The organism is Paenibacillus sp. FW126-R14, from assembly GCF_058789495.1.
This window is the reverse complement of the sequence record NZ_JBYTBS010000028.1, coordinates 25,102-38,433: the sequence shown is the minus strand read 5'-3', so window position 1 is coordinate 38,433 and position 13,332 is coordinate 25,102. Positions and strand designations below refer to the sequence as shown.

General features: G+C 52.6%; 11 protein-coding genes. All 11 read left to right on the top strand.

Going from position 1 to position 13,332, the window contains the following annotated elements:
- Window positions 1–22 precede the first annotated feature (22 nt).
- Window positions 23–595, top strand: coding sequence for a TetR/AcrR family transcriptional regulator (locus AC3WRW_RS18305; protein ID WP_492547741.1), 573 nt, complete (start codon window positions 23–25; stop codon window positions 593–595).
- A gap of 281 nt (window positions 596–876) precedes the next feature.
- On the top strand, window positions 877–2,706 hold the full coding sequence (locus AC3WRW_RS18300; RefSeq protein ID WP_492547740.1) for an APC family permease: 1,830 nt from the start codon (window positions 877–879) through the stop codon (window positions 2,704–2,706).
- Between the two features lie 327 nt (window positions 2,707–3,033).
- A complete protein-coding gene (locus tag AC3WRW_RS18295; protein WP_492547739.1) occupies window positions 3,034–3,558 on the top strand; it encodes a hypothetical protein in 525 nt (174 codons plus the stop codon).
- Between the two features lie 96 nt (window positions 3,559–3,654).
- Window positions 3,655–4,074 (top strand): hypothetical protein, encoded by a 420-nt coding sequence (locus tag AC3WRW_RS18290; RefSeq protein ID WP_492547738.1) that lies wholly within the window; start codon window positions 3,655–3,657, stop codon window positions 4,072–4,074.
- Between the two features lie 129 nt (window positions 4,075–4,203).
- A complete protein-coding gene (locus tag AC3WRW_RS18285) occupies window positions 4,204–4,281 on the top strand; it encodes a potassium-transporting ATPase subunit F (RefSeq protein WP_492547769.1) in 78 nt (25 codons plus the stop codon).
- Window positions 4,282–4,311: 30 nt separating this feature from the next.
- Window positions 4,312–5,988: a potassium-transporting ATPase subunit KdpA gene (gene kdpA, locus AC3WRW_RS18280; protein ID WP_492547768.1), complete on the top strand. Its 1,677-nt coding sequence runs from the start codon at window positions 4,312–4,314 to the stop codon at window positions 5,986–5,988.
- Between the two features lie 23 nt (window positions 5,989–6,011).
- Window positions 6,012–8,054 (top strand): potassium-transporting ATPase subunit KdpB, encoded by a 2,043-nt coding sequence (gene kdpB, locus AC3WRW_RS18275; protein WP_492547737.1) that lies wholly within the window; start codon window positions 6,012–6,014, stop codon window positions 8,052–8,054.
- Window positions 8,055–8,086: 32 nt separating this feature from the next.
- Window positions 8,087–8,650 carry a potassium-transporting ATPase subunit KdpC gene (kdpC, locus tag AC3WRW_RS18270; protein WP_492547736.1) on the top strand — a complete coding sequence of 188 codons (564 nt, stop codon included), beginning with the start codon at window positions 8,087–8,089 and terminating at the stop codon, window positions 8,648–8,650.
- Window positions 8,651–8,724: 74 nt separating this feature from the next.
- The gene (locus tag AC3WRW_RS18265) at window positions 8,725–11,025 is read left to right on the top strand and encodes a histidine kinase (protein WP_492547767.1); all 2,301 of its coding nucleotides are present in this window, start codon (window positions 8,725–8,727) and stop codon (window positions 11,023–11,025) included.
- Between the two features lie 4 nt (window positions 11,026–11,029).
- A complete protein-coding gene (locus AC3WRW_RS18260; RefSeq protein WP_492547735.1) occupies window positions 11,030–12,595 on the top strand; it encodes an ATP-binding protein in 1,566 nt (521 codons plus the stop codon).
- Complete coding sequence (locus AC3WRW_RS18255; RefSeq protein ID WP_492547734.1) at window positions 12,561–13,262, top strand: response regulator; 702 nt, start codon at window positions 12,561–12,563, stop codon at window positions 13,260–13,262. The genes AC3WRW_RS18260 and AC3WRW_RS18255 overlap by 35 nt, the downstream gene beginning before the upstream one ends.
- Window positions 13,263–13,332 lie beyond the last annotated feature (70 nt).

Genomic DNA, 13,332 nt, shown 5'->3' with positions numbered 1-13,332 from the left:
CTCTGTATGAAGGGGGTAGCGTATGGCTAGAAACAGAGAGTTTGAAGTCAATGCCGTGCTGGGCAAAGCGATGGACGTCTTCTGGGAGAAAGGCTATGAAAAAACATCCATGCAGGATTTAGTCACCGAAATGGGCGTCCACCGAAGAAGCATTTACGATACTTTCGGGGGCAAACATGAGCTATTTATGAAGGTCATCGACCGGTATGACGAATTCATAGATACGACGATACACCGTCATGCGGATGAACATACTTCTCCCAGACAAGCGATTAGATATATGTTTGAACGGGCGATTCGGAAAAAGGAGCCCTCCAAAGGCTGTTTAATGGTCAACACAGCTGTGGAGCTGGCTATCCATGACGAGGAAGCCGCGGCGAAGGTAAATTTGAGCTTTACCAAAACGGAGGCGCATCTGCTGGAGCTTGTTCAGTTAGCCCAAGAGACCGGGGAAATCGCCGCTCAGCACGACGTCGTCAAGCTTTCGCAGTTTTTGAACAATGCGCTGCTCGGGCTGCGTGTATTGGTGAAAACCACGGACGACAGGGAGAAACTGCAAGGCATCGTGGACACAACGCTGTCCGTGCTCGATTAGTGGAATCATGGTACGGGCGGATGAGTATATAAGAAGAGGGTTTGCTTCCAAGCAGCCCTCTTTTTTGTTCGTAGATAAGAAAGTATAAGTTTTATACTTTTGCTTCGCATCTACCTTGACAAACGCGCTCGTCCTAAAAGGACGACGAAGTCGTTTATCCTTGGTTTTATCGGGGGGAGGAGGGGCGTGCTTTCTGTAGAAACTTGGCATTTGGATTCTTGGTTCTTATTCGATGCTGCAGGGTAATTTAAGGGAGAACTTAAAAAATGGGTGGTGGTATGATGTTATTATCTGCCTTGAAAAGGTTCCTGATCGGTCAGCCGCTTAAATCGGCGGAATTAGGGGAGCAAAAACTGAATAAAACGAAAGCGTTAGCGATCCTGTCCTCTGACGCGCTGTCTTCGGTTGCCTATGGACCTGAGCAGATTCTAATTGTTCTCGTCACGATAAGCACGGTGGCCCTATGGTATTCGATACCGATCGGTGTTGGTGTGCTTGTGCTTTTATTAGCCCTTATTTTGTCCTATCGGCAAATCATATTTGCTTATCCCCATGGGGGAGGAGCCTATGTCGTTTCCAAGGAAAATTTGGGCGTAAACGCAGGCTTGCTGGCAGGGGGCTCCTTGCTGGTGGATTACATTCTAACCGTTGCGGTCAGCATTTCGGCGGGGACGGATGCCATTACTTCCGCCTTCCCGCAGCTTCATCCGTACAATGTGGATATCGCCACCCTGCTCGTTGTCGCCATCACGATCTTAAATCTCAGAGGGATCACAGAGTCCGCCTCAATTTTGGCTTACCCTGTGTATTTGTTTATTTTGGCCTTGTTCATATTAATTGGCGCAGGCTTGTATAAAGGGATGACGGGAGACGTCTCGCCGGATCTGCATCCTTCTTTGGGGACGCCGGTCGCCGGCATTACCTTGTTCTTGTTATTAAAAGCTTTCGCATCCGGCAGCTCTGCCTTAACGGGGGTTGAGGCGATCTCGAATGCGATTCCTAACTTTAAAGATCCCGGACCGAACAATGCCTCCAAAACCTTAGCGGCGATGGGACTGCTGCTTGCGATCTTGTTCTCGGGCATCGTGTATTTGGCTTATGTCTACGGCATCGCGCCCAAAGCGCAGGAAACGGTCGTCTCCCAGATTGCCTCGCAAACGTTCGGGAGAAATTATATGTATTATTTCATCCAAGGCACTACCGCTATGATTCTTGTTCTTGCCGCGAACACAGGGTATTCGGCGTTTCCGCTGCTGGCCGTCAATCTGGCCCGGGACAAATATATCGCCCGCATGTTCACGATTCGGGGGGACCGTTTAGGGTATTCCAACGGGATCATTTTCCTGGCGATTATGTCGATCATTCTGATTATCGCCTTCAAAGGCAGGACGGAGCATCTTATTCCGCTTTATGCCGTTGGCGTGTTTATCCCTTTTACGCTCGCGCAAACAGGGATGCTGGCCAAGTGGATGCGCGAGAAGCCCAAGGGTTGGCTTGTTAAACTAACGATCAATCTGATTGGCGCGTTGATTAGCTTTACCGTCATGCTGATCTTTTTCATAACGAAGCTGGAGCAGGTTTGGCCTGTCTTTATCTTCCTTCCCCTGATTGTGTACACGTTCCATAGAATCAAAAGGCACTATGAAGCCGTAGGCGAGCAGCTGCGAATCACAACATGTGAGCCTGCCGTACCGATCGAAGGCAATGTGATGATTGTGCCTGTCGCGGGGATTACGCATGTGGTCGAGAATTCTTTGAACTATGCCAAATCGTTGGCGCCGGACCAAATTATTGCGGTTTATGTGGCATTCGACCGCGACACCGAGAAGCAGTTCCAAGAGAAATGGGCGGATTGGCAGCCGGATGTGCGGCTGGTGACGCTGCATTCCCATTATCGGAGCATCATTCAGCCGTTGACGAAGTTCATCGACACGGTGGAGCATAAAGCGAAGGAGTCGAACTTCCGGGTAACAGTCGTGATTCCGCAGTTTATCCCCAAGAAAAGCTGGCAGCATGCTCTGCATAATCAGTCCAGCTTGCTGATCCGTGCGTTTCTGCTGTACCGGAAGGATCTGATTGTGACGACGGTGCCTTATCATTTGAAAAAGTAGTGGAAGAATCACGCATCCTGCATGGAGTACAGTAAATTCGACAGATTTCTAATTTGCAGAATCTCGCGGATTTGCTGTACTTTCCCCTCCTCAAGTGTAAAGGACGCCGCTGTAAAAATGGCATAAAGAAGAGTGGGGAAACCCATAAAAATAAGATAAAAAACGGCGAAAACGGGAGAAAACCGAAGCATGGCTAGCGGAAATTAATGCCTCTCCAAATTGAAAACGCATCCACCAAACGGAAAATACGAAAATAAGCCAAATAAGAGACCGAATCGCGTTTTACACTCAGGACAGCAAGGGCGTAATATTCAGAGCATGTTCCTAATGCCGAGTACCCGCAAGGGCGCTGCCAAGTCCGAAGCCGGGAGCAGAGATTCTCTGTTCTTAGGCTTCTTTTTGCTGTCCCAAGAAAAGAGGAGTGTGAATCTAGTGATGGTTCCCGAATGCAAGATTACCCGAATTGAATGTTATCGCTTTGATGATGAGTTGTCCGACAAGCTGCTGCCCGGGCATAACCGCGGCTGCCATTGCGGAATGATTACTCTTTCAACCAGCCACGGAACGTGCGGTTTAGGAGATTACGCCATTCCATGCGGCAATCTAAAAGGGGATTTCGTTCAATGGGCCGCTGTCTTTCAGAAGCTCAAAGGTCTTTCCCTGGAGGACGGCTTGCACTATGTCTATTTGAAAAAGGAAGCATGGGGACCGGCTCGAACGCACATGATGGAATCGGCTCTGTTAGATTTGTCCGTCAAGCTTGGACATGTATCCGCAGGCAAAAGAGAACCGGACATCCTATCCGACCGCACCTATGTATTTGACCATTCGGAGGCTTACATCTCATTCTAGACCTTCGCATTTTTATGTTTTTTTTATACGTATGCGCTGTATTCTTTACCTCATTTTTATACGGTCCGGCGTTACAATGAGTCAGGAAAGGAAGCGATGAAAGTCATGCGAAGCGGGGATCCACTGCTTATAGCTGCACCGACGAAGGCAGGCGAGGCGTTTATGGCACAGGTGAAGCTGGCCGGAATAGCATTTATTGCGCTAACCAACAATAAGTTGAATAGGCGCAGGCTGGAAGCGCTGGGCGTGGAACACATCATCCAAGTGGATACGTTGGAGCCTTGGGCCACGAATATTCCGGACTGCCCGATCGGGAACGTCATTTTGTTCGAGGAGAGTTTGCCGCTCAGCTGCCGGTACCTCCAAATTTGCCGCAGGTGGACTGCCAAGTCTATTTATGTGGTCACCCAAAGCGTCAATCCGAGATTGATTTACAAAGGGCTGGGCGCGGATTATGTCATTTATTCTAAAAATGGCGATGTCAGGTTTCTGCTGGGATCGCTCGGAACGGATTAGGAGGTGCGTCATGTACAACGATGTAACGATTGTCATACTAATCGCAGTAACCTTTCTTGGATTCTGGGGGTTTTTCAAATATTGCGAAAAAGCATGAGCGCATGCTTTTAACGCAGAGGAGGCATTCATGTGATTGTTATCGGACTTATTGCAGTGGCTGTCATGGTGTATCTCGGTTTTGTTTTAGTGAAGCCGGAGAAATTTTAAATGTAAGCAGGGGGAGAACCTACTATGGGTATGGGATTGTTGCAAGTAGTCATCACGCTGGGGATTATCATGCTTCTGGTGAAACCCGTGGGCATATACTTGGTGAAAGTATTCGGGCAGGAGAAGACCGGCCTTGATCGTCTTTTTGCTCCTTTCGAGCGTGCGGCCTATCGGTTGATAGGCATTAATGAGAAGGAAGCGATGGGTTGGAAAAAGTATTTGGGAACCGTGCTTTTAGTTAACTTTGTGATGCTGCTCCTCGCGTATACGGTATTTCGGGTGCAAAAGTATTTGCCGCTGAATCCGGACGGCATCGACAACATGCCTCCGGCATTAGCTTTTAACACGGCCGTTTCCTTCATGACCAATACGAACTGGCAGGCTTACAGCGGTGAGAGCGCATTGTCCTATCTCTCGCAAATGATCGCCATTACGTTCCTGATGTTTACATCGGCGGCAACGGGCTTCTCAGTGGCTGTCGCTTTTATCCGCGGTCTTATTGGCCGTCAAGATAATCTGGGCAATTTCTATGTCGATCTAACCAGAGCGATTACTCGCGTGTTTTTGCCCCTAAGCTTTATTGTTGCACTCCTCCTTGTTTTCCAAGGCGTTCCGCAAACCCTGCTGGGGGCTGTTCAGGCCACAACCATGGAAGGAGCCGGGCAAACGATTACGCGGGGATTGGTCGCTACGTTTGAGTCGATCAAGCACATCGGCACGAACGGCGGCGGATGGTTCGGGACGAATGCGGCGCACCCTTTTGAGAATCCTACGCCGGTGTCCAACCTGCTCCATATCATGTGCATGATGCTGCTGCCTACATCGCTGGTGTACGCATTCGGCCTCATGGTCAAGGACAAGAAGCAAGGCTGGACGATTTTCGCTGCCATGGGCATCATTTTCCTGGTGATGGTCGCTACGGTGTTCTATGCCGAGTACAAAGGCGTTCCTGCCGTAAATGCTTTAGGCGTACATGGCAACATGGAAGGCAAAGAAGTTCGCTTCGGACTGTCTCAGACAGCCTTGTTTACAGCCGTTACTACGGCGGCGACAACAGGCAGTGTGAATGCCATGCATGAATCGCTCACACCGCTGGGAAGCATCGCTCCGTTTGCCCAAATGATGCTCAATAATGTGTTCGGCGGCAAAGGGGTCGGCCTGTTAAACGGGCTGCTGTATTTGATCTTGGCGGTTTTTATTTGCGGATTGATGGTGGGGCGCACCCCGGAGTTTCTGGGAAAGAAAATCGAAGGCAAAGAAGTGAAATTGGCGGCTATCGCCATTCTGGTCCATCCGCTTATTATTTTGGCGCCGACGGCATGGGCGCTGCTTCGTCCTGAATCCATAACCTCGATCTCCAATCAGGGGATGCACGGATTATCCGAGGTGCTGTATGCGTTCACGTCAGGTGCGGCCAATAACGGATCTGCTTTCGGCGGGCTGAGCGCAAACACGAACTTCTATAACTTGGGCATTGGCATGGTGATGCTGTTCGGGCGCTATATTTCTATCATCGTCATGTTAGCCATAGCAGGCTCTCTGGCAACGAAACGGGTAGTTCCTGTAACGACGGGCACGCTGCGCACGAATACGCCTTTATTTATGGGGATTTTAATTATGATTATTTTAGTTATCGGTGCTCTGACGTTCTTCCCGGCGCTGACATTGGGGCCGATTGCTGAACATTTGGCGGCATATGCCGGATAGGCGAGTAGAGAGGGAGGATGAACATGGCTGTGGAACGTAAAAAAACGCTAACGAAAGACATAGTGAGCCAAGCAATCGCAGATTCTTTTAAAAAGTTAAATCCTTGGGTCATGATGAAGAACCCGGTGATGTTTGTAGTCGAAATCGGGACGGCCATTACGCTGCTGCTCTCCATTGTGCCGGATTTATTCGGCTCGACGGAAATTGGGCGGGGGTATAATATCGCTGTGTTCCTGATTCTGCTCTTTACGCTGCTTTTTGCCAACTTCGCGGAAGCATTGGCCGAAGGCCGGGGCAAAGCGCAGGCGGATACGCTGCGAAAGACGAAATCGGACACGAAGGCCAGGTTGGTTCATAAGGACGGTACGTATGAGGAAGTGTCTTCGACTGCTCTGCGTAAAGGAGATATCATCCGCATTGAAAACGGGGAGGTCATCCCTTCCGACGGCGAAATTATCGAAGGCTTAGCTTCGATTGACGAATCGGCGATTACAGGCGAGTCCGCTCCCGTCATCAAGGAGGCGGGGGGCGACTTCTCATCGGTGACGGGCGGGACGCGGGTCGCTTCCGACTACATCGTGGTCAAAGTGACGACCGATCCGGGCGAATCGTTCCTGGATCGCATGATTTCGCTCGTCGAAGGGGCTAAAAGGCAGAAAACGCCGAATGAGATTGCGCTAACGACACTGCTTGCGGTGTTAACTCTGATTTTCTTGATCGTCATCGTGACGATGGTTCCGATGGCTCAATATTTAGGCGTGAAGCTGGAAATTTCCACATTGATTGCCCTGCTGGTTTGTCTTATTCCGACGACGATCGGCGGCCTCTTGTCCGCGATCGGTATCGCGGGTATGGACCGGGTCACCCAATTCAACGTGCTGGCGATGTCCGGCAAGGCGGTCGAAGCGGCCGGAGATATCGATACGATGATATTGGATAAAACGGGGACGATTACTTTCGGGAATCGGATGGCCTCGGAGTTCATCCCGGTGAACGGGGTGCCTGTCAAAGAATTGACGATTGCCGCCCTGCAAGCGTCGGTGAAGGACGAAACGCCGGAAGGGCGCTCCATCGTGGAGCTGGCCAATAAGCTTGGCACGGCTTGGCCGGCCAGCGCCTACGAAACCGCCCAAGTCGTGGAGTTCTCGGCAGATACCCGGATGTCCGGGCTGAACTTGGCAGATGGCATCCAAATCCGCAAAGGCGCGGTAGATGCCATTCAGAAATATGCGGCAGCGCTTGGCGGCAAGATCCCCGGGGATCTTGAAGCGATCTCGAACCGAATCGCCAAGGCCGGCGGTACGCCGCTCGCGGTTGCCGTAGGCGGGCGGATTTACGGCGTGATTTACCTCAAGGACACGGTAAAGCCGGGCTTGAAGGAACGATTCGCCGAGCTGCGGGCTATGGGCATCAAAACCGTGATGTGTACCGGGGATAACCCGCTGACAGCGGCAACGATTGCGCTGGAGGCCGGCGTAGACGAGTTTATTGCCGAGGCGAAGCCGGAGGATAAAATCGCCGCGATTAAAAAAGAGCAGCAAGAGGGGAAATTGGTCGCTATGACAGGCGACGGAACGAATGACGCTCCAGCGCTTGCGCAAGCGGATGTAGGACTTGCGATGAATTCAGGAACAATGGCTGCCAAAGAAGCGGCGAACATGATCGATCTGGACTCCGATCCGACCAAGCTGCTCTCGGTGATCTCCATCGGCAAACAGCTGCTGATAACCCGCGGCGCCTTAACGACGTTCTCCATTGCCAATGACATCGCCAAGTATTTCGCCATCATCCCTGCGATGTTTATTCTTGCCATGCCGCAGCTGCAGGCTTTGAATATTATGAATCTGGCTTCGCCGGAATCGGCGATTTTATCGGCGCTTATTTTCAATGCCATCATCATTCCGCTGCTGGTTCCTATTGCTATGAAGGGCGTGAAGTACCGGGCGATGTCGGCGAATAAATTGTTGTCTCGCAATGTGTTCGTGTATGGCCTCGGCGGTGTCATTGTGCCGTTTGCCGGCATTAAAATCATCGATATGGTGCTTCATGGTTTAAACATCGTTTAAACATCGTATAAGAGAAACGAGGAGATTGCGGTATGAAATCGGTTTTTATTGCTATTCGTGCGTCTGTACTGTTCATGATCGTCTGCGGGCTGATTTATCCGCTCGCGACGACAGGCGTTGCACAGGTGTTGTTCCCCAAACAAGCCAACGGGAGTCTCATAGAATCGAATGGGGTTGTCATAGGGTCGGAATTGCTGGCCCAGAGCTTTGAGTCGCCTAAGCTGTTTCATCCCCGGGCTTCTGCGGCAGGATATGATCCTACCGCTTCGTCCGGCTCCAATACAGCCGTAGCTTCAAGCGACTATGCAGCGGCTATGCAGGAAAAAGTCGATGCGTTGAAGAAAGAGAATGCTGCGCTAAGCGATATTCCCGCCGATCTTGTGACGGTGTCCGGCTCTGGCTTTGACCCGGATTTGTCGCCGCAGGGAGCTAAGGCCCAAGTGCCGAGAATCAGCAAGGAAACGGGCATCGCCGAGGGGCAGTTGAACGATCTGGTTGACCGGTTCACGAAAGCGCGGCAGCTCGGGATTTTCGGGGAGCCCAGGGTCAATGTGACGGAACTGAATATGGAACTGCTGAAGCAAGTGAAATTGTAACCGGCAGGAAACCACTCCCACACAATGGCGAGTGGTTTCTGCGCTATTTTCGCCGAATGAGGAGCAGGATGCCTGTGGACGGGTTCAAACGAAAAACACCGGAAGAAATTTTAATCTCCATATCCAAATTGCATCGCGGCAGCTTGAAAATATATATAGGTGCGGTCAGCGGTTCGGGGAAAACGTATCATATGCTTCGGGAGGGGCATAACCTCAAAAGCCAAGGCATCGATGTGGTCATCTGCGCGGTCTCGACGCTGCAGAGGCCGGAAACCGTGGAACAGCTGGGCGATTTGGAGCGGGTACCGAGCATTCATTGGATGAAGGACGGCGTGGAACAAAAAGATTTGAATTTGGATGCGCTGCTCCAAAGAAATCCGGAGGTCGTCCTCGTGGACGGGTTAGCCCACCGAAATCGTTCCGATGCCCCTTTTCCGACAAGGCTGGAGGATATCAAGTTCCTGCTTTCCCATGACATCAGTGTCATTACCACAGTGAATGTGTATGAGTTGGAAGAGGCGAAGGAAGTTGCACATAAGCTGACGGGCATCGAGGTGGCTCACTGCGTTCCCTCCGACACCTTGGAACTGGCTGATGAGGTCCGGCTAATCGACGCGACGCCGGAGATGATCCTGAACCGGCTAGAGGCCGGGCATCTCAAGGGCAACCAAGCCTCTGCCGTCTTCAAGCGCGGCAACTTGGGGGTATTGCGGGAGCTGGCGCTGCGTCTGGTAGCGGAGGACGTCAACGAATCCTTGGAGGAGCACCGCGAGCAAATGGGCTTCTCCGGGCCTTCCGGAGCGATGGAGCGGATACTAGTCACCACCCAATACCATTGGAACGGCTCCATTTACGTGCGCCGGGGACAGCAGATCGCCAAAAGACTGAATGGCGACCTGCATGTGATCACGCTGCGCAAAGTGAATAAGCCGCTGACGAAGGAGGGGGCGACCTTCCGCAGATCCATCATGAAGCTTGTGGAGAAAATCGGCGCCAAGTTTGAGGAGCTTCCGCTGCGGAACCGCCGCTGCATCCCGCAAGTGCTGGTTGATTATGCAACCAGCCATAAAGTCACGCGCATTGTCATGGGACATTCCCGGCAAACGCAGTGGCAAACGTTGGTGCAGGGCTCCGTCATCAATGGCTTGCTCAAAAGAACGAAGAATATCGACCTCTTCTTAGTGGCCGACAGGGCTTCCCAGGAGGGGGAACGCATTCTTCCCGCTCACATCCAAGCAGTTAAGGAGCCTTACAAATACAGGCGTCTAAGCAGGCAGGAAGTGCAAGCGAAGATCGAGAAAATCAAACGCGGCCGCTTCAAGGTTTACATCGGAGCCGCCCCCGGCGTAGGCAAGACGTACACCATGCTGCGGGAAGGCAATGATCTGCTCAAGAAGGGAATCGACGTGAGGATCGGCTTGCTTGAAACGCATGGGCGCAATGAAACCATTCAGCAGATTGGCGAGCTGGAGATCGTTCCGCGGGCGGAAATTCCGTATCAGAATGTACGGCTTGAGGAAATGGATACGGAAGCGATTATTCGTCTGCGGCCGGAAGTGGTCTTGGTGGACGAATTGGCGCATACGAATGTACCAGGAAGCAAGCACAAGAAACGGTACGAAGATGTGCTGGACATTCTGGAGGCGGGCATTTCGGTCATTGCGACCGTGAACGTACAGCATCTGGAGAGCTTGAATGACGCCGTGGAACAAATCACAGGGATTCGCGTGCGGGAAACGGTCCCGGACAGCCTGCTTCGCGCTGCGGACGAGGTGCAGCTCATCGACGTCGCCCCCGGGGCCCTGCAGCTGCGCATGAAAGAGGGCAAAATTTATGCGATGGCCAAGGTCGAGCAGGCGCTTCTTCATTTTTTCAAAACGGGCAATCTGATCGCCCTGCGGGAGCTTGCGCTGCGCGAAATTGCGGATGACGTCGATGAGCGGCTGGAGTCGATGGAGCGGAAAAGCTCGCTTCGCGGACCGTGGCGAAGAAAAGAAGTGATCTACGTGTGCGTGACGGAAAGCGCCCAAGCCGACCGTTTGATTCGCCGGGGCTTTCGCATCGCTCATCGGTTGAAAGCCGCGTGGCATGTAAGCTTTATCGCCAGAGGCGCCGACGGTGAGCGTGGGCCCAAGCTGGAGGGTTTGGAGAGATTGACTGCCACATTGGGGGGCCAGTTTTCCTATACGGAAGTCGCCAGCCGCAAGCAGATCCCGCAAGTGTTTGCCGCTCTGGCAAGCCGAGCGGGAGCGACGCAAATCATCGTATGGAAAGATGCGATGGTCCGCAAGCTGCTGCCTTTGGCCCGCCAGATGGATGTATTGATCGTTGCCGACTATGAACTGTGGCAAACATCGGGAAATAAGGTAAAATGATGATATGACGAATAAACGCATGGATAGTTGGATTAGCTGGCAAGCGTATGGGAGCACAGCTCTTTTTATTGCCCTCGTAACCGTATTGCTCAAAACATTCGGCTCTTTTCTCGGGCTAGTGAATATTGCACTTCTTTATTTAGTTCCGGTTCTTTTCAGTGCCGTACGCTGGGGGCGAGGACCCTCTTTTTTCGCTGCGGCGGCGGGGGTATTATCGTTCGATTTCTTATTCGTGCCTCCCTTGTTAAGTCTAAGCGTTGCCGATTTGCGTTACTTGATCTCCTTTCTTGTCTTTTTATCCGTTGCTGCCCTGACCGCGAGCTTGGCCTCCAAGCTCCGGGACCAGTTTCACCAAGCGCAGCAGCGTGAAGCCAGCACAGCCGCCCTGTATGAGCTAAGCCGGAAAATTACGGCGATCTCAGATCTTGACGTACTGCTTCACCATATCGTGCAGCATGTTTCCGATACGCTGAATACGAGAGCTGCCATCATATTGCCGAATGCGCTGGGAGAGCAGCAAGTAGAAGCCTATTCCAAGGATGGCTTCGAGTGGGCGAAGGATGAATCGCATTTGTCCATAGCGGCTTGGGTACACGAGCATCAGGCGCCGGCAGGCCGCGGGACAGCCGCCTTGCGGGAGTCGTCCCAGCTTCACGTCCCGCTGCATACGGCCCGCCAAATGCACGGCGTATTAGCCGTCGATGCCCGCGACTACAGCCTGCCCCAAATGCCGGAGCTGCTTCGGACCATCGAAGCGCTCGCGGACTTGGCGGCGGTGGCGATATCGCGCGTCAAACTGGCGAATGAAGCGAAAGTGGCGCAGCTTACGGCGGAGTCGGAGAAGCTCAGGACGGCGCTTCTGGACTCTCTTTCGCACGAGCTAAGGACGCCATTAGCCGCTATCATCGGCTCCGTGACCGGCCTGTTAGAAGGGGAAGCCGTGTTTAGCCCGGAAGACAGACGCGAGCTGCTGCTTACGATTCGCGAGGGCTCGACCCGGATGAACCGGCTGGTAGGCAATCTGCTCGGCATGGTCCGGATTGAAAGCGGCATGCTGCGGCTCAATAAAATGTGGTGCGGCATCGAGGACATTGTCGGCGTTGCGCTTGCGCAGCTGGGGGATGCGCTGCACGCCAGAAAGGTGAGCATTCGCTTTGCTCCCGAGCTTCCGTCGGTTCCCGTGGATGATGTGCTGATTGAGCAAGTGCTGATCAATGTGCTCAGCAATAGCATCAAGTATTCGCCGGAAGGAAGCGAGATCGTCATTGAGGCCGACTACGACCGGGAGATGCTTCATTTGTCCATTGGGGATCAGGGGATCGGCATGGCTCCGGGAGAATTCCAGCGCGTGTTCGAGAAGTTCTACAGAGGGCAGTTGACCAAGCATATTCCCGGAACAGGCTTAGGGCTTGCGATCTGCAAAAGCATTGTGGAGGCGCATGGCGGGCAAATTACGGCGGGCAAAAACGAGCCGCGCGGAACGGTTTTTCGTATCAGCCTGCCGCTGCAATTCGTTGAGAAAGATGGAGATGGATATGACACTTACAGGGGCGAAAATATTAATCATTGATGACGAGGCGCAAATCCGCAAATTGCTGCGGGTTACGTTAACTGCGCATGGCTACGATGCGTCGGAAGCCGCCACAGGGCAGGAAGGCCTGCTGCAGGCCACGATGGTGCGCCCCGATCTGATTGTTCTTGATCTTGGCTTACCGGATATGACGGGGATGGAGGTCTTAGGGCATATTCGGGAATGGTCGCAGGTTCCGATTATTATCCTTACCGCCAAAGATCAGGAGACCGATAAGGTGGCCGCTTTGGACCGGGGGGCGGACGATTATGTGACGAAGCCGTTTGGGATGGGCGAATTTATGGCCCGGATGCGGGTCGCTTTGCGGCATACCGCCAAGTCGCAGGACGAGCCGGTGCTGAGGCTGGGCCACCTGGTCATTGATTTGGCGCAGCGGTCCGTGGAGCTGCATGGCGAGAAGGTTAAGCTGACGCCTACCGAATACGATTTGTTAAAAGTGCTGGCCCTTAACGCCGGACGCGTGATGACACACCGGCAGCTGCTTAAGCAGGTATGGGGCGGCTCGCAGTATGAATCCGACAGCCAATATTTGAGAGTGTACGTCGGCCATTTGCGGAAGAAGATTGAGGAAGATCCGACAAGGCCCCAATATATTCTTACGGAACCCGGCATCGGATACCGATTCGCTTGGCAGGAGCAGCCGTAGTCAATAATCCCTTTAATGGCAAGCTTTCGCTTGTTGTTAGAGGGATTTTCCTTTAGTCGTATACTTCCCT